The organism is Micromonospora sp. NPDC049559 (assembly GCF_040676675.1).
In the GTDB taxonomy this organism is placed as follows: Bacteria; Actinomycetota; Actinomycetes; order Mycobacteriales; family Micromonosporaceae; genus JBFAPK01.
The window spans coordinates 73,239-95,233 of record NZ_JBFAPK010000004.1; the positions used below are offsets into that span (position 1 = coordinate 73,239).

At 72.8% G+C, this 21,995-nt stretch carries 18 protein-coding genes and 1 pseudogene; 7 read left to right on the forward strand and 12 right to left on the reverse strand.

Annotated elements, in window-relative coordinates; all coding sequences use genetic code 11:
• Window positions 1-104: 104 nt before the first annotated feature.
• From AB0J86_RS07605 to AB0J86_RS07640, 8 genes are all read right to left on the reverse strand, one after another.
• Window positions 105-1,088: a TSUP family transporter gene (locus tag AB0J86_RS07605; RefSeq protein WP_363854081.1), complete on the reverse strand. Its 984-nt coding sequence runs from the start codon at window positions 1,086-1,088 to the stop codon at window positions 105-107.
• Complete coding sequence (locus AB0J86_RS07610) at window positions 1,089-2,870, reverse strand: gamma-glutamyltransferase family protein (protein WP_363854084.1); 1,782 nt, start codon at window positions 2,868-2,870, stop codon at window positions 1,089-1,091.
• On the reverse strand, window positions 2,871-3,857 hold the full coding sequence (locus AB0J86_RS07615) for an oligopeptide/dipeptide ABC transporter ATP-binding protein (protein WP_363854087.1): 987 nt from the start codon (window positions 3,855-3,857) through the stop codon (window positions 2,871-2,873).
• Window positions 3,854-4,834 (reverse strand): ABC transporter ATP-binding protein, encoded by a 981-nt coding sequence (locus tag AB0J86_RS07620; protein WP_363854089.1) that lies wholly within the window; start codon window positions 4,832-4,834, stop codon window positions 3,854-3,856. Before AB0J86_RS07620 ends, AB0J86_RS07615 begins: the two co-directional genes overlap by 4 nt.
• Window positions 4,831-5,799, reverse strand: a complete 969-nt coding sequence (locus AB0J86_RS07625; RefSeq protein WP_363854092.1) for an ABC transporter permease — start codon at window positions 5,797-5,799, stop codon at window positions 4,831-4,833. The genes AB0J86_RS07620 and AB0J86_RS07625 overlap by 4 nt, the downstream gene beginning before the upstream one ends.
• The gene (locus tag AB0J86_RS07630) at window positions 5,792-6,751 is read right to left on the reverse strand and encodes an ABC transporter permease (RefSeq protein ID WP_363854095.1); all 960 of its coding nucleotides are present in this window, start codon (window positions 6,749-6,751) and stop codon (window positions 5,792-5,794) included. The genes AB0J86_RS07625 and AB0J86_RS07630 overlap by 8 nt, the downstream gene beginning before the upstream one ends.
• Before the next feature lie 2 nt (window positions 6,752-6,753).
• A complete protein-coding gene (locus AB0J86_RS07635) occupies window positions 6,754-8,367 on the reverse strand; it encodes an ABC transporter substrate-binding protein (RefSeq protein ID WP_363854098.1) in 1,614 nt (537 codons plus the stop codon).
• Window positions 8,368-8,515: 148 nt separating this feature from the next.
• On the reverse strand, window positions 8,516-9,184 hold the full coding sequence (locus AB0J86_RS07640) for a GntR family transcriptional regulator (RefSeq protein ID WP_363854101.1): 669 nt from the start codon (window positions 9,182-9,184) through the stop codon (window positions 8,516-8,518).
• A 116-nt stretch (window positions 9,185-9,300) separates the two neighbouring features.
• Between AB0J86_RS07640 and AB0J86_RS07645 the strand changes: the two genes are divergently transcribed.
• A complete protein-coding gene (locus AB0J86_RS07645; RefSeq protein ID WP_363854104.1) occupies window positions 9,301-10,803 on the forward strand; it encodes a PQQ-dependent sugar dehydrogenase in 1,503 nt (500 codons plus the stop codon).
• Window positions 10,804-10,899: 96 nt separating this feature from the next.
• On the opposite strand, the gene AB0J86_RS07650 is transcribed toward AB0J86_RS07645, so the two are convergent.
• Entirely contained in the window at window positions 10,900-12,177 is a 1,278-nt protein-coding gene (locus AB0J86_RS07650; RefSeq protein WP_363854107.1) for an MFS transporter, read from the reverse strand.
• A 15-nt stretch (window positions 12,178-12,192) separates the two neighbouring features.
• Entirely contained in the window at window positions 12,193-13,095 is a 903-nt protein-coding gene (locus AB0J86_RS07655; protein ID WP_363854110.1) for a hypothetical protein, read from the reverse strand.
• Between the two features lie 357 nt (window positions 13,096-13,452).
• On the opposite strand from AB0J86_RS07655, the pseudogene AB0J86_RS07660 reads away from it, so the two are divergent.
• Window positions 13,453-14,097 (forward strand): annotated as a pseudogene (locus tag AB0J86_RS07660) (lytic polysaccharide monooxygenase); the annotation flags it as partial.
• 31 nt (window positions 14,098-14,128) lie between these two features.
• Window positions 14,129-14,704 carry a hypothetical protein gene (locus AB0J86_RS07665; RefSeq protein ID WP_363854113.1) on the forward strand — a complete coding sequence of 192 codons (576 nt, stop codon included), beginning with the start codon at window positions 14,129-14,131 and terminating at the stop codon, window positions 14,702-14,704.
• 46 nt (window positions 14,705-14,750) lie between these two features.
• On the opposite strand, the gene tsaA is transcribed toward AB0J86_RS07665, so the two are convergent.
• Window positions 14,751-15,170, reverse strand: coding sequence for a tRNA (N6-threonylcarbamoyladenosine(37)-N6)-methyltransferase TrmO (gene tsaA / locus AB0J86_RS07670; protein ID WP_363854116.1), 420 nt, complete (start codon window positions 15,168-15,170; stop codon window positions 14,751-14,753).
• A 126-nt stretch (window positions 15,171-15,296) separates the two neighbouring features.
• Entirely contained in the window at window positions 15,297-15,974 is a 678-nt protein-coding gene (locus tag AB0J86_RS07675) for a hypothetical protein (RefSeq protein WP_363854119.1), read from the reverse strand.
• A gap of 175 nt (window positions 15,975-16,149) precedes the next feature.
• Here AB0J86_RS07675 and AB0J86_RS07680 point away from each other — a divergent pair, with 175 nt between their 5' ends.
• The 4 genes from AB0J86_RS07680 to AB0J86_RS07695 all read left to right on the forward strand — a co-directional run bounded on the left by AB0J86_RS07680 (window position 16,150) and on the right by AB0J86_RS07695 (window position 21,984).
• Entirely contained in the window at window positions 16,150-16,971 is an 822-nt protein-coding gene (locus AB0J86_RS07680; protein WP_363854122.1) for an SAM-dependent methyltransferase, read from the forward strand.
• Window positions 16,972-17,202: 231 nt separating this feature from the next.
• The gene (locus AB0J86_RS07685; RefSeq protein ID WP_363854125.1) at window positions 17,203-17,604 is read left to right on the forward strand and encodes a hypothetical protein; all 402 of its coding nucleotides are present in this window, start codon (window positions 17,203-17,205) and stop codon (window positions 17,602-17,604) included.
• Between the two features lie 473 nt (window positions 17,605-18,077).
• Window positions 18,078-21,194 carry an isoleucine--tRNA ligase gene (gene ileS / locus AB0J86_RS07690; protein WP_363854127.1) on the forward strand — a complete coding sequence of 1,039 codons (3,117 nt, stop codon included), beginning with the start codon at window positions 18,078-18,080 and terminating at the stop codon, window positions 21,192-21,194.
• Between the two features lie 139 nt (window positions 21,195-21,333).
• A complete protein-coding gene (locus AB0J86_RS07695; RefSeq protein WP_363854129.1) occupies window positions 21,334-21,984 on the forward strand; it encodes a GNAT family protein in 651 nt (216 codons plus the stop codon).
• Window positions 21,985-21,995 lie beyond the last annotated feature (11 nt).

Below are 21,995 nucleotides of genomic sequence, written 5' to 3' on the forward strand. Positions count from 1 at the left end.
TCGCCCACCGAAGGACGGCGCGCGGGTCCACCCTGGATCGGCGTGCGGGTCCGCCGCGGCGCTCTCCGCCGTGATCGTCGGCGCGAAGGACCGGGACCGCGCGGTCAGCGCAGGGCGAGCACGAGGGCGACCGCGGCCCCGAAGGCGACCACGACGGTACGCAGCACGTTCGCCGGCAACCGGCGGGCGACCCGCGCGCCGAGTACGCCGCCGAGCAGGCTGGCCGGGGCCATCACCGCCACCACCGTCCACTGCACCGGGCTGAACAGCGCGAACGCCAGCAGCGCGACCGTGTTGACGACCAGCGAGAGGACGCTGCGCAGCGCGTTGATCCGGTTGAGCCGCTCGGGTAGCAGCACCCCGAGGATGCCGAGCAGCAGCACGCCGAGCCCGGCGCCGAAGTACGCGCCGTAGACCCCGCCCAGGAACATCCCGCCGTGCAGCAGCGTTCCGGACAGCTCGGTCCGGGCGTCGCGTACCGGCCGGGGCCGGGCCGCGGTCGTGGTGGCCGCACCGCCACCGGCCGGTACGAGCTCGAACTCGGCGTCCCAGTCCACCGACCCCTCCGGGCCCGAGCGGTCCGAGCCGTCCCGGCCGTGCAGACCGTCCGGGCCGTGCAGACCGTCCGGGCCGTGCAGACCGTCCGGGCCGGAGGTGGCCGGTCGCGGGCCGGACCCACGGGCCCCGGGGCCGGGCCGCTCGGTCAGCCGGCGCACGGCCCGGCTCACCCACGGCTGCGCGCCGAGCAGGCCGCAGGCGAGCAGGATCAGCAGCGGCACCACCGCGTCGAAGAGGTCGCCGGGGGTGACCGCCAGCAGCAGACAGCCGAGGGCCGCGCCGACCGCGGCGGTCACCGAGTAGCGGGCGGTACGCGGCCCCTGACCGTCCAGGTCGGCGCGGAAGCCGACGACCCCGCCGACGTACCCGGGCCAGAGCGCCACGGTGTTGGTGACGTTCGCGGTGAGGCTGGGATAGCCGGCCGCGACCAGGGCGGGAAACGAGAGCAGGGAGCCACCTCCCGCGATGGCGTTGACCGCGCCGGCGGCCACCCCCGCCCCGAGGAGCAGGGGGAGACTTGCGAGGTCCATCTACCGGCCGACCGCGTATCCCTGCGCGCCGCGCGGGTTCGCCGCCGCCAGCAGCACCTCGCCGTCCCGGGCGACCGCCGAGAGCCGGCCGAGGGCCCAGTCGCCGGCCAGCTCCACCTCGTGCCCGCGGCGACGCAGCTCGGCCACGACCGCCGGGTCGAAGCGCTCCTCGAGCAGCAGTACCCCCGGGCGGGACTCGCGCGGGTAGAACGAGCTCGGGAAGTGTGCCGAGTGGAAGGCCGGCGCGTCGATCGCCGCCTGCAGGTTCGGTTCGGCGTGCACCACGGAGAGGAAGAAGTGCAGGCTCCACTGGTCCTGCTGGTCGCCGCCGGGCGTACCGAAGGCCAGCCAGGGCCGCCCGTCGCGCAGCGCGAGCGACGGGGAGAGCGTGGTACGCGGGCGCGCGCCCGGCCGGATCGAGGCGGGCAGGCCGGGCTGCACCCAGAACATCTGCGCCCGGGTACCGAGGCAGAAGCCGAGCCCGGGGATGGTCGGCGAGCTCTGCAACCAGCCGCCGCTCGGGGTGGCCGAGACCATGTTGCCCCAGCGGTCCACCACGTCGACGTGGCAGGTGTCGCCGCGGGTGCTGCCGTCGGTGCGTACCGTCGGCTCGCCCGTACCGCCGGCAGCCACCTCGGCGGGACCGCCGCCGGCCACCGGGTCGGGGAGCACCGGCCGCCGCCCGTCCGGGCTGCCGGGGCGCAGCTCGCGGCTGGCCTGCGCGCCGACGAGTTCCCGGCGCGCCGCGTTGTACTCGGGGGAGAGGAGCGTGGCCAGCGGTACGTCGTAGTGGCGCGGGTCGCCGTACCACGCCTCCCGGTCGGCGAAGGCGAGCTTGCCGGACTCGACGATGGTGTGCACCCAGTCGGCCGAGAGGTGTCCGGCCGCGCCCAGGTCGACCCCGGCGAGCAGGGCGAGCTGCTGCAGGAAGACCGGACCCTGTCCCCACGGGCCGGTCTTGTGGACCGTGTGGCCGTGATAGTCGAAGCTGGTCGACTCCTCCACCGTGGCTGCCCAGCCGGCGAGGTCGTCGCCGGTGAGCAGGCCCCCGTGCGGCCGCCCGGAGCTGTCGCGCCAGGCGGTACCGGCGGAGAACTCGGCGATCTGTTCGGCGACGAAGCCGGAGTACCAGCTGTCGCGGGCCGCGTCGAGCTGCGCGTCGCGGTCGCCGGAGCGGGCCTGCGCCTCGGCGACGATGCGCCGGTAGGTGGCGGCCACCCCGGGCTGCCGCAGCCGGGCGCCGGCCGGCGGTGGGGTGCCGCCGGGCAGCCAGGTCGCCGCCGAGGTGGACCAGTCGGCCTGGAACATCGGCGCGACGGTGGCGATGGTGGTGGCGATCTGCGGCAGCACCGGGAAGCCGCGCTCGGCGTAGCCGATCGCGTACTCCAGCACGTCGGCGAGGGGCCAGGTGCCCCACTGCTGGAGCAGCCGCAGCCAGCCGCCGAACGCGCCCGGCACGGTCGCGGCGAGCAGCCCGGTGCCGGGCACCGTGTTCAGGCCCAGTTCGGCGAAGCGTTCCGTGGTCGCGGCGGCCGGCGCGACGCCCTGCCCGTTGACGACGTGCACGCGCTGCTCGGACTCGCTCCACAGCAGGATCGGCACCTCGCCGCCGGGGCCGTTGAGGTGGGGCTCCACCACCTGCAGTACGAAGCCGGCGGCGGCCGCGGCGTCGAACGCGTTGCCGCCGCGTTCGAGCACGCTCATGCCGGCGGCCGAGGCCAGCCAGTGGGTGCTGGCGACCATGCCGAAGTCGCCGGAGAGCTGGGGCCGGGTGGTGAACACTCAGGTTCCTTTCGTGAGCAGCGGTGCGTCGCCCTCGGCGGTGACCAGGTGACACGCGGTCAGGTGGTCGGTACCGAGCAGGGCGGGTGGTTCGGACCGGCAGCGGTCGACGGCGACCGGGCAGCGGGTCTGGAAGTGGCAGCCGGCCGGCGGGTGCGTCGGGCTCGGCGGGTCACCGCTGAGCACCACGCGGCGCCGTTCCCGCTGCCGGACGGGGTCGGGCAGCGGCGCGGCCGACAGCAGCGCCTGAGTGTACGGGTGGCGCGGGTCGGCGAAGATCCGCTCCCGTGGCCCGGTCTCCACGATCCGGCCGAGGTACATCACCGCGATCCGGTCGGCGAGGAACTCCACCACCGACAGGTCGTGCGTGATGAACAGGCAGGAGAAGCCCATGTCCTGTTGCAGGTCGGCGATCAGGTTGAGGACGGAGGCCTGCACCGAGACGTCCAGCGCGCTGACCGGCTCGTCGGCGACGATCAGCTTCGGCCGCAGGATCAGGGACCGGGCGAGCCCCACCCGCTGGCGCTGGCCCCCGGAGAGCTCGTGCGGGTAGCGCTGGGCGAGTTCCGGGCGGAGGCCGACCCGGTCCAGCATCGTGGCGACCTGTTCCTTCGCGTCCCGTCCGCTGGCCAGCCGGTGGTGGCGCAGCGGCTCGCCGACGATCTGCCCGATGGTCATCCGCGGGTTCAGCGACGAGAACGGGTCCTGGAAGACCATGTGCACGTCGCGGCGTACCGGGCGCATCGCCCGCCGGGACAGCGCGGTGATGTCCCGGCCGTCGACGCGTACCGTGCCGGCCGTCGGGTCGGTCAGCCGAAGCACGCACTTGCCCACGGTGGACTTGCCGCTGCCGGACTCGCCGACCAGGCCGAGCACCTCGCCCGGGCGGATGGCCAGCGACACGCCGTCCACCGCGCGCACCACCTGCCGGCCCCCGGTGTGGTAATGCTTGACCAGGTCGGTCACCTCAAGGACGAACTCGCTCACCCGACCTCCTCCGGATGCAGGCACGCGACGACGTGATCAGGGCCGGCCGGCGAGAGTACGGGCCGCCGGCTGGCGCAGTCCGACTGGGCGCGCGGGCAGCGTGGCCGGAAGGCGCACTCGTCGGGATCGGAGTAGGGCGCGGGCACCAGACCCGGGATCTCGGCGAGCCGGCGCCGGCCGTCGGCGCCGACCGACGCGGCGGCCGGCAGCGCCCCGAGCAGCCCCCTGGTGTACGGATGCCGCGGCGCGGCGAAGAGCTCGCCGACCGGGGCACGTTCCACGGCGCGCCCGGCGTACATCACCACCACCTGGTCGGCGATGTCGGCCACGACGCCGAGGTCGTGCGTGATGAGGATGATCGCGGTGCCCAACCGGTCCCGCAGGTTCCGGAAGACGTCCAGCACACCGGCCTGGATGGTGACGTCGAGCGCGGTGGTGGGCTCGTCGGCGATGAGTACCTTCGGCGAGCAGGCGACCGCCATGGCGATCATCACCCGCTGCCGCATCCCGCCGGAGAGCTGGTGCGGATACTCCCGTACCCGCCGTTCGGGAGCGGCGATGCCGACCAGCCGGAGCAGTTCGACCGCGCGGTCCCGGGCGGCCCGCCGGGACATCCTCTCGTGCCGGCGCAGCACCTCCACGATCTGGAAACCCACCGAGTACGCCGGGTTCAGCGAGGTCATCGGCTCCTGGAAGACGACCGAGACGTCCCGTCCCCGGATGGCCTGGATCTCCCGTTCGGAGAGCGCGGTCAGCTCCCGACCGTCGAGCCGGATCGAACCGGAGATCCGGGTCGTCTCCGGCGGCAGCAACCGGGGGATCGACATGGCGGTGACCGACTTGCCGCAGCCGGACTCACCGCACAGCGCCAGAATCTCGCCGCGTTCGACGGCGAGGGAGATCTGCTTGACCGCGCGGACCTCGCCGTCCTCGGTGTCGAAGCTGACCGCCAGATCCGTGACTTCCAGCAGGCTCATCGGCCACTCCTCGGGTCGAGCACGTCGCGCAGCCCGTCGCCGAGCAGGTTGAACCCGAGCGTGGCGAGCGCGATCATCACACCGGGCCAGATCGCCAGCCAGGGTGCCTGCGTGAAGAACTGCTGGGCAGTGGTCAACATCCCGCCCCAGGACGGCGCCGGCGGTCGCACTCCCAGCCCGAGGAACGAGAGCGTGGCCTCGCCGAGAATTCCCGCCGGGATCGCCACGGTCGCCTGCACGATGAGCGCGCTGGTGGCGTTGGGGAGGACGTACCGGAAGAGGATGGACAGGTCACCGGCGCCGTCGGCGACGGCGGCCGAGACGAAGTCCAGTTCCCGGATGGCCAGCACCTCGCCCCGGGTGATCCGGATGATGCCCGGGATCTGCGAGACGGCGAGCGCGACCACCACGTTGCGCAGCGACGGCCCGAGGATCGCCGCCAGGCCGACCGCGAAGACGAGGAACGGGAAGGCCAGCAGGACGTCGACCAGCCGCATCACCACCGGGTCCAGCCAGCGCCGGTAGAAGCCGGCGACGAGGCCGATGGGGACGCCGACCAGCATGGCGAACGCGGTGGAGAGCACCCCGGCGGCCAGCGAGACCCGGGCACCGGCGGCGACCCGCGCGAGCAGGTCCCGCCCCTGGTCGTCGGTGCCGAGCGGATGCGACCCGGACGCCGGCTGGAACGCCGCGAGGAAGTCCTGCTTCTCGGGGTCGCCGAGGAAGACCGGGACCACGAGCGCCAGCAGCAGGAACGCCACGACGAGGACCAGGCCGAGCATCGCCAGCCTGCGGCGCCGTAGCCGGCGCCACATCCGCCGCCGTCGGTCGGCCCGACCGGCGCCCGTCGCGGGGCCGGGGGCGGTCACGTTGCCGGGTACGAGCGTGGAGGCCGGCGCGGGCGCACCGCGTTCGCTGCCCTCCGCCAACTCGTCGACGTCGGCTATCTCGTTGGTGTCAGCCATGTCGCGCTCCGGAGAGTCGCACCCTCGGGTTGAGCAGGCCGTAGGTGACGTCCACCAGCAGGTTGACCACGATGTATCCGATGACCGTGACCAGCACGACCGCCTGGATCACCGGGTAGTTGCGGGTGAGCACGGCGTCGATGGTGAGCTTGCCGAAGCCCGGGATGACGAAGATCTGCTCGGTGACCACCGCGCCGCTGATCAGCGCCCCGAGCTGCAGCCCGAGTACGGTGACCACGGTGGTCAGGCTGTTGCGCAGCGCGTGCACGCCGACCACCCGGGCGCCGGAGAGTCCCTTGGACCGGGCGGTGCGTACGTAGTCGCTGGCGAGCTGGCCGAGCATCGCCGAACGGGTCTGCCGCATCAGCACCGCCGCGAAGCCGGTGCCGAGCACCAGCGCCGGCAGGATCATGCGGCGCAGGTTCTCGCCCGGGTCCTCGCTGAACGGCACGTACCCCGACGCGGGCAGGATCTTGAGCTGGACGGCGAAGAAGAGCACCGCCAGCAGCCCGAGCCAGAAGTGCGGTACGGAGAGGCCGATCAGCCCGAATCCCGTCGCCACGTAGTCGGCGGCGCGGCCTCGACGGATCGCGGCGACGATGCCGGCCCCGACGCCGATGACGATCGCCACCAGCATCGCCAGCAGGGCGAGTTCGAGCGTGATGGGCAGCCGCTCCAGCAGGATCTGGCTGACCGGCAGCCTGTCCTGGGTGGACCGCCCGAAATCGCCGCTGAGCACCTGGCGGAGGTAGTCGACGTACTGCACCGGCAGGGGCCGGTCCAGTCCGTACTGGTGGCGGATCTGGGCGAGGAGTTCCGGGGTGGCGCCCTCCCCGGCGAGGACGACCGCGGGGTCGCCGGGGAGAGCGCGTACGCCGAAGAACACCAGCACGCTGGCGATCAGGGCCACGATCAGGGCGGCCCCGGTACGGCGAAGGACGAACCAACCCATCGTCAGGCCGCGAATCCGGCGGTGGCGAAGCGCGGGATGCCGTCGGCGTAGTACCGGATTCCGGCGATGTCGCCGGCGGTGCCGAGGAAGTAGCGCTCGTGGTAGAGGTAGATCACGCAGTGCTGTTCCTGCTGCGCCTTGATCGCCGTGGTGTACAGCTCCCGGCGCTTGGTGTCGTCGGTGGTGGCCGCCGCCTGGTGGATCGCGTCGTCGATCCGCGGATCGTGCAGGCCGCTGTAGTTGTTCGAGCCGCCGGTGGTGATGAGGTCGTTGACGTTGCCGTCCGGGTCGACCCGGCCGGACCAGCCGACCTGGATGGCGTCGAACTTGCCGGACTTGGCCTGGTCGAGCGAGGTGACGAACTCGGTCGGCTGCAGTTTGACGTCGAACCCGGCCTCCTTGGCCATGCCCTGGACGACCTCGCCGAGGCGCTGGTTGACCGGCGCGGCGGTGATCAGCAGGGTCACCGGGATCGGGGTGGGCACCCCGGACGCGGCGACGAGCTGCTTGGCCTTCGCCACGTCACGCTTGGTGCAGGTCGCGGCCGGGTCGCGGTACGGGCTGTTCATGGGCAGCGGGTTGCAGTCCGCCTCGTACAGTCCGTTGAAGACGACCTTGTTGATCGTGTCGCGGTCGAGGGAGAGTTCGAAGGCCTCCCGGAGCTGGACGCTCTTTCCCAGTGGCGTATTGACGGTGCCCGGCGCCTTGTCGGTGCCGGCCACGTTGAAGGCGTTGAGCGTGATGCCCTGGTAGCTGAGGCCGCCACCCACCAGCAGCTTGAACTTGCTGTCGGCCTGGAAGGCCGGTACGTCGTTGGTGGCCAGCCGCTCGGCCACCTGCAGGTCGCCGGAGCGCAGGTTGGCGGCGCGGACGTTCGAGTCGGTGATGATCTTGTAAACGATCTTGTCGAGCTTGACCTGGTCCTTGTTGTAGTACTTGTCCGACTTCTGCACCACGATCTCGCTACCCGAGGTGCGGCTGACGAACGAGAACGGGCCGACGCAGACCGGCTTGGCGCCGAAGTTGTCGCCCTCGGCGGCGAGCGCGGCCGGCGACATGATCATGCCCGCGCGGTCCGCGAGCTGCGCGGCCAGCGGCGCGAACGGCCGGGACAGGGTCAGTCGTACCGTGCTCGGGTCGACGACCGCGACGTCGCTCACCGCGCCGAGCTCGCTCCTGCGGGCCGAGTCCGCCTTGGTCCGGTTCCGGTCGAGGGTCTTCTTGACCGCCGTGGCGTCCATCGGCGTGCCGTCGTTGAAGAGCACGCCGGTGCGCAGCTTGATCGTGACGGTCTTGCCGTCCGCGCTGACCTCGGGTGCCGCCGCGGCCAGCTGCGGCACGATCTTCAGGTTCTCGTCGATGTCGTAGAGCTTCTCGCAGATGCTCGCGAAGACCTCGCGGCCGACGAAGGTGTTGGCGGTGGTGGGGTCCAGCGCGTCCGGGTCCTGGGAGAGGGCCACGTTGATCGTGCCGCCGGCCTTGACCGGGCGGGCGTCGAAGGTCGCGCCGGCCGGCGGGGCGATGGAAGGCGATGCGCCGCCGGAGCCGGAGGAGCAGCCGGCGAGGGCGATCGGCACCGTCATGGCGAGTACCGCGATGAACTTCCGGGTACGCATCAAGTGCACTCCTTGGGAGTCTCTCTCGTCCACAGTGGGGGATCTGCTACAGCGAGTAACATCGTCGGACCCGCTCGCCGGGAGACTGTATCCAAAACTTGGGGCGGGGTCACGAAAGTTTCTTAATCGTGATCACGGCTGGAGCTGCTCAATCGATGATCATTTCCGGCGACAACGCCGAGAGGTACGAACGGCGGGCCGCCTCCACATGCGCCACGGCGTGCTGCTCGGCGGCGGACTCGTCACCGTCCGTGATTGCGACGAGCAGGCCGACGTGCTCGGTCCACGAGTGCGGTGCGCGCGCCCCGGCGGTCTGCAGGAAGACCCACTGGGCCCGGCGCAGCATCGGTCCCGCGACGAGGTTCAGGTACGCGTTGCCCGCCGCCTCGGCGACGGCCGTGTGGAACTCGGTGTTCAGGTCCGCCACCGTGAGCAGGTCGCCACCCTCCACCGCGGCGCGGGACCGGGCCAGCAGGTCGCGCAGTTTCTGGATCGCGGCGGGGGACTGCTTCCGGGCCGCCAGCCGGGCGGCGAGTCCCTCCAGCGCCATCCGTACGTCGAACAGCTCCTCGGCCTCCTCGGCCGAGAGCCGGCTCACCGCGGCCCCGCGACGCGGGGTCACCTCGACGAAGCCCTCGGCCGACAGGACGCGGATCGCCTCGCGGACCGGGTTGCGGGAGACGCCGAGTAGTTCGGCGAGGCGGTCCTCGACGAGCCGCTCGCCCGGGACGAACTCACCGACGAGGATGCGCCTCCGCAGATCTTGGGTGACGAGGTCGCGCAGGGGCAGGTGGGAGCTGCCGAGGTTTCCGTTCATAGTGCTGACCACGGTAGGCAACGGTTCTGGCCGGTCCCCGGGTGGGTGCTGACCGGCGGTACCCACCCGGCGATGATAAATTGACGAACATCACTGCAGTGGAGGGAGGAAGTGGCATGAGAAGTCGTACCGCCGTCGTCGGCGTCGCCCTCGCCGCGAGCCTCGGGGCGGGAGGGCTGGCCGCGGCGGCGACCACGGCCGGACCGGGCGCCCCGGGCACGCTCGCGGCCGGGGACTTCGATTTCACCCGGCCGGAGGTGGTCGCCACCGGGCTGGCGACCCCGTGGGGCCTGGCGTTCCTGCCCGACGGGAGCGCGCTGGTCGCCGAGCGCGACAGCGCCCGCGTGCTGCGGGTACGCCCCGGGCAGGCGCCGCAGCAGGTCGCGCAGCTCTCCGGCGTGGCGCCCGGTGGCGAGGCGGGGCTGCTCGGGCTGGCCGTCTCCCCGACGTACGCCCAGGACAGCTACGTCTACGCCTACTACACCTCCAGCAGCGACAACCGGATCGTGCGGTTCCGGCTGGCCTCCCCGCAGACCCAGGAGCCGATCCTCACCGGGCTCGCCCGGGCCAACTTCCACGACGGCGGGCGGATCGCGTTCGGCCCCGACGGCATGCTCTACGCCGGGGTCGGCGACGCCGGCGTGACCGCGAACGCCCAGGACCCGCAGAGCCGCAACGGCAAGATCCTGCGACTGCGTCCGGACGGCGGCGTCCCGGCCGACAACCCCACCGCCGGCTCCCTGGTCTACAGCCTCGGCCACCGCAACGTGCAGGGACTCGCCTGGGACGGCCAGGGCCGGCTCTACGCCAGCGAGTTCGGGCAGAACACCTGGGACGAGGTCAACCAGATCGTCCCCGGCGGCAACTACGGCTGGCCGACGGTGGAGGGACGCGGCAACGACCCGCGCTTCCGCAACCCGATCGTCACCTGGAGCACCGCCGAGGCGTCGCCGAGCGGCGCGGCCATCGCGGGGAACCGGCTCTTCGTCGCGGCGCTGCGCGGTACCCGGCTCTGGACGGTACCGCTGGACGGCAGCGGCGGCGCCGGCACGCCGGTCGCCCAGCTCGCCGGCGCGTACGGTCGGCTCCGCACGGTCGCGGTGGCACCCGACAACACGCTCTGGGTCACCACCAGCAACCGGGACGGTCGGGGCACGCCGGCCGCCAACGACGACCGGATCCTGCGCTTCCCGCCCGTCGGGGCGACGACCACCCCGCCCACCGGCACCCCGACCGGCACCCCCACCACCCGGCCCCCGACGACACCGCCGAGCACGCCGCCGCTGACCGACACGCCGCCGCCGGTCTCGTGCTTCGTGACCTGGCAGGTCAACCAGTGGTCGGGCGGCTTCACCGCCAACGTGACGATCACCAACCGCGGCCCGGCGTTGAACGGCTGGACGCTGACCTGGCAGTTCCCGGGCGACCAGCGGGTCACCAACGCGTGGAACGCCCAGGTGAGCCAGCAGGGCGCCGCCGTCACCGCCCGCAACGTGGCCTACAACGCGAACATACCCACCAACGGCAGCGTGACCTTCGGCTTCCAGGCCAGCTACACCGGCACCAACACCCGGCCCGCCTCGGCCCAGTTGAACGGGGCGACCTGCGTCGTCAGCTGACGCGGCACGGTTCTCCCACGGCGCGGCCCGTCCCCGACGGGCCGCGCCCGCCGTCCGGCGTCGCCCATGCCCGCCGGTGGCTCTGTGACACGTTCCCTACGCGGTCACCGGAGACAGTTCCGGGCGGGCCTGCCGGATCGGGGTCAGCACGCCGACCATGGCTATCAGCACGGACGCCACGCCCGCGACGAGGCAGGTGGCGGCGGAGCCGTACCGGGCCGTCGCCGCGGTGAGCGTGGCGGCGCCGAGCGGCCCGAGCGCGGAGTGCACGGTCCAGAACGCCGAGGTGACCCGGCCCAGCAGGTGGTCCGGAGTCACCTGCTGCCGCAGCGACATCGAGCAGATCCCGGCCGCCCCGGCCGCGAACGTGTAGGTCGCCACGAGGGCCGCCACCACCGGTACGTCCGTGGCGACGCCGACCGCGGCGACGGCGATCCCGCCGGTCACGTTGGCGCCGATCCAGCAGGCGCCGAAGCCGAGCCGGCGGCGGGCGGGCGCCACGACCAGGGCGGCGACGACCGTACCGACGGCCGCCACGGCCAGCACGTAACCGACCGTGCCGTCGGAGCGCCCGAGGTCCTGCTTGAGGTGGTAGGTGAAGATGTCGGTCAGGCCCGTCGCCAGGAAGGTGAGCAGGGCGAGCAGCACCGTCAGGGTCCGCAGCACCGGGTGGCGGACGAGGAACCGGATGCCGACCAGGAGGTCCCGGCGGTACCGGGCCGCGCCCCGCTGCTCGGTGGTGCCGTCCGGCGCGATCGGCGGTGCCGTCACCCGCAGCCGTACCAGGGCCAGGCCCAGGGCGGAGACGCCGAAGGTCGCCGCGTCGACCGCGACGGCCGTGGTCGGGCCGGCCGCGGCGGAGACCAGCCCGGCGAGGATCGGCCCGACGACCCCGGCCACGGCGTATGTGGCGGAGAGCCGGCCGTTCGCCTCCGTGATCCGGTCGGCCGGGACCAGGCTCGGTACCGCGGCGACGTAGCCGACCTGGAAGATCATGCCGAGCGCGGCGCCGAGCGGTACCACCAGGTACAGCAGCCAGATCTGCGGCTGGATCAGCCAGAGCAGCGGTACCAGGGCGTACAGGCCGGCCCGGACCAGATCACAGGTGATCAGCAGGGCGCGCCGGTCGACCCGGTCGACCAGGACCCCGGCGAAGATCCCGGTCACCACCGCCGCCGCCCCGGCGAGCGCCGTGAGCAGACCCATCTGCGCGACCGAACCCGTCATGTGCAGCACGAGCAACGGCAGCGCCAGGGACGAGAAGGAGTCGCCGGCGACGGAGAGCGTCTGGACCAGCCAGAAGATGCCGAAGTCGCGCTCGCGCCACCCGCCGCGCCCGGTCACGCCCGCCCCCGTTCTGTGTCGCGTCGGCATGCTCCTCGATGGTGCTCAGTCTCCGCCGGCGCCGCCCGGCGCGATCTCCGTCCCGGCCGGGTCCGGCCCGTCGCCGGTCCCCGGGCCGTCGGGCGCCGGCAGCCCGATCGGGTTGGCCGGGGGCAGCGCGGCCCGGCAGACGCGGGCGATCGGGGCCAGCAGAGCGGCGGCGTGCTCCGGGTCGATGCCGGTCCACGCGGCCGCGGCGGCGTCGTCGGTCGACTCCTCGATCCGCGCGTACGCCGCCACGCCGACGGGCGTGGGAGTCCCCCGCTCGTCGAGCCAGCCGCGTTCGACGAGCCGCGCGGTGGCGGCGTCCCACTCGCCGTCGGACCAGCCCCGGTTGGGCTGCAGGACCTCGCGGCCGAGGTCGCGGGCGGCCCGCCAGACCAGCGGCTCGCAGCCACCGAGCCCGGCCGCGACCAGCGCCGCGACGTGCCCGTCCCCGCGGTGCTCGCGCAGCGTCGTGGCGGCCTGCCAGAGCCGGGCCAGCGGCTCCCGTGGCACCGGCAGCGCCGCGTTGGCCGCGCCGAGCGCGCGACCGGCCGGGTCGAGGCGGCCGACCGCCTCGGTCAGCAGGTCGGCGGCGGCCTCGATCGCGCCGCTCGGGATGCCGGCGGTCAGCCGCGCGAGCGTGTCCGCGGCACCGGCCAGGCGCGCCGCGAGCGTCTCCGCCGGGGTCGCCCGCCGCCAGACGTCGGGCAGGGCGCGGGCGACCATGGCGGGCGCGAAGTTGAAGAAGAGCGCGACCACCGGCGCGGCCCCGACCGGCCCGAGCGGGGCCGCCCGTCCGGCGAAGTAGCCCCGCCAGTAGCCGCGCAGCCCGGCCGCCTCGTACGCCTGCCGCGCCTCGGGCGCGAAGTGCGCGACGGCGTGCACCGGTTCGTAGAGCGTCCACATTCGTCGCGAGGTCCTCATCCGGCCAGCATCTCACCTCACGCCGTACGGGCCGCCCGGCCGCCGTCCCCGTCCGCCGGCCACCGTCGGGCACGTGTGCGCCGCCGGTGGGGTCGGGCGGGGCCTCTCGATAGATAAAGCTCGATTCTCTGTGGTTGCCTCGGCTGTCCGTTAGGTGGTGCAATGGTCGGTAGAGCCACGGTGCGGGGGCAACCGCACCGTAGGGCGTAGCCGGGAGCACGCGCAGCGGTGGCCGCCGGATCGGGCGGCCGGACCGGGCATTCCCCCTTCGCGGGTCGACGGGCGTCATCCTCCAGCGCCGTACGCCGAGCCGCATCCCAGGAAGGAACCACCGTGCACCTGCTCCGCAAACTCGCCGTGGCCGGCGTCGCCGCCGCCCTCGCCGCCGGCGCGCTGACCGTACTGGCGCCCACCGGGGCGAACGCCCACGGGGCGCTGATGGTCCCCGGCAGCCGTACCTACCTCTGCTACAAGGACGGCCTGACGCCCCAGGGCAACATCGTGAACAAGAACCCCGGCTGCATCGCGGCGGCCAACATCGGCGGTACGTCGCCGCTCTACAACTGGTTCAGCGTGCTCCGCTCCGACGGCGCCGGCCGTACCCGCGGGTTCATCCCCGACGGGCAGCTCTGCAGCGGCGGCAACTCGACGTTCCGCGGGTACGACCTCGCGCGCGCCGACTTCCCGACCACCCGCGTCACCTCCGGGGCCACCGTGCAGTTCCGGTACAGCAACTGGGCCGCCCACCCGGGCCGGTTCGACCTGTACGTCACCAGGAACACGTGGAGCCCGACCCGCCCGCTGTCCTGGAACGACATCGAGACCACGCCGTTCGTCTCGGTGACCAACCCGCCGCAGAGCGGTGGTCCCGGCAGCAACGACGGGCACTACTACTGGAGCGGGCGGCTGCCCACGGGCAAGAGCGGCCAGCACATCATCTACTCGGTCTGGACCCGTTCGGACAGCCAGGAGACCTTCTACGGCTGCTCGGACGTGACCTTCGGATGACCGTACGCCGGACGGAGCGCAACCGATGACCACCTTCCGCGGGTTGCCGGCGTTGCTGCGCAACCGGTTCGTCTGGGTCGCCGTGGTCCTGCTGGCGGTCTCGACCACCGCCGTGGTCCTGCTGCGTACGCAAGACGCCGCCGGCCGCCCCGAGGACCTGCGCGGCCAGCTCACCACCCGGCTGGTCGCGCTGCTGGAGCAACTGCCGCCCGACCAGCACCAGGGCCACGGGCACCACGCCGGGGCCAGCCCCGGGCCCGCACCCACGGTCGTCTGCGGGGTCCGGGTCTTCGGCTTCGAGCCGGCCGACGCCACCACCGTCTCCGCCGTCGACACCGTCTACGCGTTCCACTTCTGCGGCGTCGCCGAGCAGGGGACGCCGTGGGACTGGGCGGTGAAGCTGGTCGGTCCGGTGGTGGTGGGGCTGACCACGAACCCGCCGTCGGTGCAGGTCGCCCAGGCGACCGAGACGGTCAGCTTCCGTGACCGGGTCCAGCAGCTGTTCCCCGAGCGGTACCGCGAGGACGCGGTCAACGAGTCCCTCGGCGAGGAGGGCATGCGGGACCTCCGCCGGCGGTACGAGAAGGCCGCGCGGGTGTAGCCGGTACCCGGCGGCCGGGACGGACGATCCCGGCCGCCGGGTCGGCTCAGCGCTCGGTACCGGCGTCGAGCACCGGCTTCACGTCCAGCACGGGCGTGCCGTCCAGCGCCTCCAGGTCGCGCACGAGCATCCGCGTGCCCTCGACGGACAGGATCGTCACCCGATGCAGGCCGATCGGATTGGGCCGGTCGGGGGAGCGGGTGCTGAAGACGCCGGTCTCCGGCCGGCTGGTCTCGCCCCTCGGGTGTACCGCGAGCACGTCCCGCCGCGCCCGGTCCAGCCAGGTCAGCACGAGTACGTCGCTGCCCACCGCGAGGTCGCGCAGGCCCCGTTCGACGGACCCGTCGAAGACCAGCCAGGCGTCCGGTGAACCCTCGTCGCCCTGTCGCGGCGCCGCCGCCCGGTCCACCAGCGGGGACTCGACCCGCCCGATCGGTCGCACCAGATAGTCCGCGTCCACCCGCATCCGCCCTCCGGCTCGTTTCGGGCGAGGGTACCGTCCATCGCCGGGAATCGCGGGCGCTCCGGCCGGCGGCGTGTGCGCCGTCCATGCGCCCGCCCGCGTCCCGGCCGGGCGGTCCCGGCCATGCGGTCACTCGCCCCCGGGGCCGCCCGCACCACGGGGCGTCTCGCCGCCGGGCTGGTCGTCGCCGGTCTTCCCGTCGCCGGGCTCCTCGCCGCCGCGTTCCCCGCCGCTAGGCGTCCCGTCGCCGGGCCTCTCGTCGCCGGGTGTCGGCGCGCCTCCGCCGAACAGTTCGGCCTGCGCCTCGACGACGGCGCCGGTGGTGAGGGTGTGTCGCGGCGCGGGCCGGCGTACCTCCGGCAGCCGGCTGTGCAGCGAGCCCGTGCCGGCGCCGCCGCGCCGGGTCGTCACCGTGCAGGTGACCATCCGTACCGGCGGGGGCGGCGGGGTGAAGCCGCGGCTGCCCCAGCGCAGCCAGATCCCGATCCGCCCGGCCTCGATCTCGGCCCGCAGCTTCTCCACCGAACGCTGGCGGTCGGCCCGGTCCACCTCCACCACGACCGGCGGGCCCTGCGGGCGGGCGCAGGCGACGTCGAGCACCGAGCGCAGGTGCGCGTACGGCGGCGGGAGCGGCAGTACGCTCGCCGCCCGCCGGTAGACCCGCCACCCCTGCGCGGCGGCCCAGTCGGCGACGGTGTCGATCAGCAGCGCGGTCACCTCCTCCGTCGACCTGTCGACGAAGGTCAGCGTGGCCAGCCGCGCCGCGAGCGAGGCGGCCACCCGATCGGCGTCGGCGGTACCGTCCATGCCGTTCACGCTACGAGGCCCGGCCCGCGGACCGGTACCGAGGTGCCTCGCGCCGTTCCCACGGCCGGAGGCGGCGCGGCACCCTCGGCGCGGGGGGCGCCGCCCGGACGGCCGAGGTCCAACATCGACGGTCGGGTAAGCTGCCGGCGTTCGATACGCGGCGGAGGGAGACGATGTGTCGCGCAGCGGTAGCGGTGCCCCGCAGGAGCGTCCGGCCTCCGCGATCGACACCACGGTGCCGCACGCCGCCCGCGTGTACGACTGGTGGCTCGGCGGCAAGGACAACTTCGCGGTCGACCGCGCCGTCGGCGCGGCGATGATCGAGGCGATACCCCACCTGCGCACCATGGCCGGTGAGAACCGCCGATTCGTCCACCGGGTCACCCGCTACCTGGTGCGGCACGCCGGCATCCGCCAGTTCCTCGACATCGGCACCGGCATCCCCACCCGGCCGAACCTGCACGAGGTCGCCCAGGAGTTGGCCCCCGAGACCCGGGTGGTCTACGTCGACAACGACCCGATCGTGCTGGCCCACGCCCGCGCGCTCATGGTCAGTACGCCCGAGGGGCGGAGCAGCTACGTGCACGCCGACCTGCGCGAGCCGGAGAGCATCCTCGCGGCCCTCGGCGACACGCTCGACCTGGACCAGCCCGTGGCGATGACGCTGCTGGCGATCCTCATGCTGGTCGCCGACGCCGACGACCCGGTGGGCAAGGTGCGCGCCCTGATGGACCGGCTGCCGTCCGGCAGCTACGTCGCGATCACCCACGCCACCCCCGACTTCAACGCCGACCAGGTGAACGCCGCCGTGGCCGCCGCCACCCGCACGGGCGCCACGCTGGTACCGCGCCCCCGCGCGCACGTGGAGCGCTACTTCGAGGGGTGGGAGATGGTCGAGCCGGGCCTGGTGCCGGTCATGTCCTGGCGCCCCGACGGCGAGCCGCCGGCCGACCCGTACACGGCCTACTACTGGGCCGGCGTCGCCCGCAAACCCTGACCTCGCCGACTGCCGGTCAGTCGACGTCGCCGAGTCCGTGACCCGTTCCCAGCGCGGGTAGCGGGGCGGATGAGCTTGGCGTGCATGTCCTCGCGCCCGATGGTTACCTGTACGTCTACCGAAATGGCGGGATGAGCTTTTGGGCCCGACGGTGCCCCTGAAGGGTCACCGGTCACGGGTGGGGCTGGTGGGATTTTCGGCCCGGAGGTGGCCGGTGATGGGAGAACTTTGATGAAACGTGTTGGCTTTTTTGGCTCCGCCGAGGAAATCGCTGGTGCGACAGCGGACGTGGCGCACAGCTGGGAACCGTCGGTGACAGATTACCTGCGGCAAGGTGCCGTCGTCCTTTCATCCCCCGGCTGGGAAGATGACAGGTTGAATGAGGACGTGAAGATGATTAGTGGGTCTGCTGCTGTCCTGACGGATGGTGAGTGGATTTGGCCGGGAAGCTTGGCGTATTACGTGAGTACGTATCACGTGAATCTGCCTGGCGAATTTATTGATCATGTTGCATCTCATGGCGGAAAGGTGGCAAGCGTTGGCACCGAAGCCCTTGACGCGATCGCCGATTGGCTGATGATGGGAGAGGAGCCGGGTGTCATGGAGGCGTCGTCAAGGCGGCCATCGACGTGATGTGCTGAGAGTCGAGAGAGCGCGGGAAGCCGGGCGGGCGGGAAGTCGGCCACCGCGCCCACCTCGTCGGTTCCGTGGCGGTGGGTGAGCTGGCCGAGGAGCCGCGCCGCCCGACCCGTGGGTACCGCCCAGATCGCGTCATACCGGTCGTCCGCGCCGCATTCCGGGCGGGCGCCACCGGCGCGCCCGAGCCGGAAACCCCGGCGGTGTGTACTATCGGCCGCGCGAAGGCGTTGATGGGGACGAGTAACGCCGCACGCAGCCAGGAGCGACCCGGGGACGGTGGAAGCCCGGGGGTGTGCGCGGCGCGAAGATCACCCCGGAGCCGCCGGAAGAAAGGCTCCCCGGAGCCGAGTAGAACCGGTCGCACCGAAGTGAGTGGGCCGCGGGTGGCGTACGCGGCCAAGGAGGGTGGTACCGCGGGGCCGACGGCCTCGTCCCTCCGTTGGTGAGTGGACCCGACGGAGGAAACGATGTACCGGCCCGTACCGGCCCAGGTGGACCTGCCCGCCCTCGACCACGAGGTCCTGGACTTCTGGCACACCAACGGCGTCTTCGCGCGCAGCCTCGAACAGAGCGAGGGGCGGCCCGACTGGATCTTCTACGAGGGGCCGCCGACCGCGAACGGGATGCCCGGCACGCACCACATCGAGGCGCGCGTCTTCAAGGATCTCTTCCCGCGCTACAAGACGATGAAGGGCTTCCACGTCCCGCGCAAGGCCGGCTGGGACTGCCACGGGCTGCCGGTCGAGCTGGCTGTCGAGAAGGAGCTCGGCTTCACCGGCAAGCAGGACATCGAGGCGTACGGCATCGCCGCGTTCAACGCCAGGTGCCGCGAGTCGGTCACCCGGCACACCGACGCGTTCGCGCAGCTGACCGAGCGCATGGGCTACTGGGTGGACATGGACGGCGCGTACCGGACCATGGACCCCGGCTACGTCGAGTCGGTCTGGTGGTCGCTCAAGCAGATCTTCGACAAGGGCCTGCTGGTCGAGGACTTCCGGGTGGCGCCCTGGTGCCCCCGCGACCAGACCGCGCTCTCCTCGCACGAGCTGGACCAGGGGTACGAGCGGGACGTCGACCCGTCGGTCTACGTCCGGTTCCCGCTCACCTCGGGGCCCCTCGCGGGGGAGGCGTCGCTGCTGGTCTGGACCACCACCCCGTGGACGCTGGTCTCGAACACGGCCGTCGCGGTGCACCCCGACGTCACGTACGTGGTGGCCACCGACGGTGCCGAGCGGATCGTGGTCGCCGACCCGCTGGTGGAGGAGGCGCTCGGCGAGGGCTGGACCCGCACCGGCCAGACCTTCACCGGCAAGGAGCTGGAGCGCTGGACCTACCGGCGCCCGTTCGACCTGGTCGACGTGCCGGACGCGCACTTCGTCATCCTCGCCACCTACGTCACCACCGACAGCGGTACCGGGCTGGTGCACCAGTCGCCCGCGTTCGGCGCGGACGACCTGGCCAGCTGCCGGGCGTACGGGCTGCCGATGGTCAACCCGGTGCGCCCGGACGGCACGTTCGCGCCCGAGGTGCCGCTGGTCGGCGGGATGTTCTTCAAGGCCGCCGACGCCACGCTCGTCGCCGAGCTGCAGGCCCGGGGCCTGCTCTTCCGCGAGCTGCGGTACGAGCACAACTACCCGCACTGCTGGCGCTGCCACACGCCGCTGATCTACTACGCGCAGCCGTCCTGGTACATCCGTACCACGGCCGTCCGGGACCGGCTGCTGCGGGAGAACGAGCGCACCAACTGGCACCCCGAGACGATCAAGCACGGCCGGTACGGTGACTGGCTCACCAACAACGTCGACTGGGCGCTGTCGCGGGCCCGCTACTGGGGCACGCCGCTGCCCATCTGGCGCTGCCCCGAGGGGCACCTCACCTGCGTCGGCTCGCTGGCCGAGCTGGGCGAGCTGGCCGGCCGCGACCTGACCGACCTGGACCCGCACCGGCCCTTCATCGACGAGGTCACCTTCGCCTGCCACTGCGGCGCCACCGCCACCCGCGTCCCCGACGTGATCGACGCCTGGTACGACTCGGGCGCGATGCCGTTCGCCCAGTTCGGCTACCCGCACCGGAACAAGGAGCTGTTCGAGCGCAGCTACCCGGCCCAGTTCATCTGCGAGGCGATCGACCAGACCCGCGGCTGGTTCTACACCCTGATGGCCGTCGGCACGCTGGTCTTCGACCGCTCCGCGTACGAGAACGTGGTCTGCCTCGGGCACATCCTGGCCGAGGACGGCCGCAAGATGTCCAAGCACCTGGGCAACATCCTCGAACCGATCCCGCTGCTGGAGCAGCACGGCGCCGACGCGGTCCGCTGGTACATGGCCGCGGCCGGCTCGCCGTGGGCGGCCCGCCGGGTCGGGCACGGCACGCTCCAGGAGGTCGTCCGCAAGACGCTGATGACGTACTGGAACACGGTCGCCTTCCAGGCGCTCTACGGGCGTACGGCGAACTGGGCCCCCTCCGCGGCGGACCCGGCGCCGGCGGACCGGCCGATCCTCGACCGCTGGGTGCTCTCCGAGCTGAACGTCCTCGTGCGCCGGGTCGACGAGGCGATGGCCGCGTTCGACACCCAGGAGACCGGCCGGCTGCTCGCCGCCTACGTCGACGACCTCTCCAACTGGTACGTCCGCCGCAGCCGCCGCCGGTTCTGGCGCGGCGACCCGGCCGCCCTGGCCACCCTGCACGAGGCGCTGCGCACGGTGACCCTGCTGCTCGCCCCGATCACCCCGTTCGTCACCGAGAAGGTGTGGCAGGACCTGGTCGTACCGGTGGAGCCGGCGGCGGCCCGGTCGGTGCACCTGGCGGCCTACCCCGAGCCCGACGAGACCCTGGTCGACGCCGGCCTCGGCGAGCGGATGGCCCTGGTCCGGCGCCTGGTCGAGCTGGGCCGTACGGCCCGCGCCGAGTCGGGCGTGAAGACCCGCCAGCCGCTGGCACGCTCGCTCGCCTCGGCCCAGGGCTTCGACACGCTCGGCCCGGAGTTGATCGCCGAGATCGCCGCCGAACTCAACGTGGCCACCGTGCTGCCGGTCTCCGCCTCCGGCGACTCGCTCGTCGACACCAGCGCCAAGGCGAACTTCCGGCCGCTCGGCAAGCGCTTCGGCAAGGCCGTGCAGGACGTCGCCAAGGCGATCGCCGCCGCCGACGCGGCCGCGCTCAAGCGAGACCTCGCCGCCGGTACGGCGACGGTGCTGGTCAACGGCGAGCCGGTCGAGCTGAACGCGGACGAGGTCTTCATCACCGAGACGCCGCGCGAGGGTTGGGCGGTCGCCTCGGAGGCCGGCGCGACCCTGGCGCTGGACCTACACCTGACGCCCGAGCTGCGCCGGGCCGGCCTGGCCCGGGACGCGATCCGGCTGATCCAGGAGGCCCGCAAGTCCAGCGGCCTGGAGGTCTCCGACCGCATCGAGCTGCGCTACGTCGCCACCGTCGACGAGACGGCGGCGGCGCTGGCGGAGCATCGCGACCTCGTCGCCGACGAGGTGCTGGCCACCAGCTTCGAGCCGGGGGAGCCCGGGTGGGAGGCGAAGCCGCACGAGGACGAGGAGCTGGGCCTCACCTTCTGGCTCCGCCCGGCCTGAGCCCGGAGCACGGACCCGCGGAGGGGGCCACCCGCCAGCACGGCCCTCTCCGCACCGCCGGGCCCTCCGCACCGCCCGTCGCGGCCCCGCCGGCGCGAAAATGCTCTGCGGCGCGGCCGATCGGCGGCCAAGATTGGGCATGCTTGTCGATCACTATCCGATGCTGGCGCTGCGACTGACCACGCCCCGGCTCGAGCTGCGCCTGCCCGCGCCGGAAGAGTTGAGCGCCCTGGCCGACCTCGCCGCCGAGGGCATCCACCCCCCGGACGTCATGCCGTTCTCCGAACCGTGGACCGACCAGGCGCCCGCCGAGCGAGCCCGGAGCGTGGTACAGCACCACTGGCGCCACCTGGGTAGCTCCACACCGGACGACTGGGCGCTGAACCTCAGCGTGTTCGCCGACGGCGTCGTCGTCGGGATGCAGAGCGTCGGGGCCCGGAACCTGCGGGTCAGGCGGGAGGTGGCGACCGGCTCGTGGCTGGGGCAACGGTTCCAGGGGCAGGGCATCGGCACGGAGATGCGGGCCGCCGTACTGCATCTCGCCTTCGCCGGGCTCGGCGCCGAGGCGGCGGTCTCCACCGCCTTCGCGCACAACCCGGCCTCGCAGGTGATCTCCCGCAAGCTCGGTTACCAACCGGACGGCACCGATCGGTACGAGGTACGCGGCGCCCTCGCGATCCTGCACCGGTTCCGCCTCACCCGTGAGTCCTGGGAGCGGCACCGGACGGTTCCCGTGACGATCGAGGGGCTCGCCCCGTGCCTGCCGTTGCTCGGCGCCGAGGCGGGGTAGCCCGGCGGACT

Excerpts from the sequence above, each read along its gene's own strand:
- AB0J86_RS07645 (WP_363854104.1), top strand. The coding sequence starts at position 9,301 with ATGAGAAGTCGTACCGCCGTCGTCGGCGTCGCCCTCGCCGCGAGCCTC.
- AB0J86_RS07685 (WP_363854125.1), top strand. The coding sequence starts at position 17,203 with ATGAAACGTGTTGGCTTTTTTGGCTCCGCCGAGGAAATCGCTGGTGCG.
- AB0J86_RS07695 (WP_363854129.1), top strand. The coding sequence starts at position 21,334 with ATGCTTGTCGATCACTATCCGATGCTGGCGCTGCGACTGACCACGCCC.
- AB0J86_RS07635 (WP_363854098.1), bottom strand. The coding sequence starts at position 8,367 with ATGCGTACCCGGAAGTTCATCGCGGTACTCGCCATGACGGTGCCGATC.
- AB0J86_RS07620 (WP_363854089.1), bottom strand. The coding sequence starts at position 4,834 with ATGAGCCTGCTGGAAGTCACGGATCTGGCGGTCAGCTTCGACACCGAG.
- AB0J86_RS07675 (WP_363854119.1), bottom strand. The coding sequence starts at position 15,974 with ATGGACGGTACCGCCGACGCCGATCGGGTGGCCGCCTCGCTCGCGGCG.
- AB0J86_RS07605 (WP_363854081.1), bottom strand. The coding sequence starts at position 1,088 with ATGGACCTCGCAAGTCTCCCCCTGCTCCTCGGGGCGGGGGTGGCCGCC.
- AB0J86_RS07630 (WP_363854095.1), bottom strand. The coding sequence starts at position 6,751 with ATGGGTTGGTTCGTCCTTCGCCGTACCGGGGCCGCCCTGATCGTGGCC.
- AB0J86_RS07640 (WP_363854101.1), bottom strand. The coding sequence starts at position 9,184 with ATGAACGGAAACCTCGGCAGCTCCCACCTGCCCCTGCGCGACCTCGTC.
- tsaA (WP_363854116.1), bottom strand. The coding sequence starts at position 15,170 with ATGCGGGTGGACGCGGACTATCTGGTGCGACCGATCGGGCGGGTCGAG.
- AB0J86_RS07655 (WP_363854110.1), bottom strand. The coding sequence starts at position 13,095 with ATGAGGACCTCGCGACGAATGTGGACGCTCTACGAACCGGTGCACGCC.
- AB0J86_RS07650 (WP_363854107.1), bottom strand. The coding sequence starts at position 12,177 with ATGCCGACGCGACACAGAACGGGGGCGGGCGTGACCGGGCGCGGCGGG.
- ileS (WP_363854127.1), top strand. The coding sequence starts at position 18,078 with ATGTACCGGCCCGTACCGGCCCAGGTGGACCTGCCCGCCCTCGACCAC.
- AB0J86_RS07665 (WP_363854113.1), top strand. The coding sequence starts at position 14,129 with ATGACCACCTTCCGCGGGTTGCCGGCGTTGCTGCGCAACCGGTTCGTC.
- AB0J86_RS07625 (WP_363854092.1), bottom strand. The coding sequence starts at position 5,799 with ATGGCTGACACCAACGAGATAGCCGACGTCGACGAGTTGGCGGAGGGC.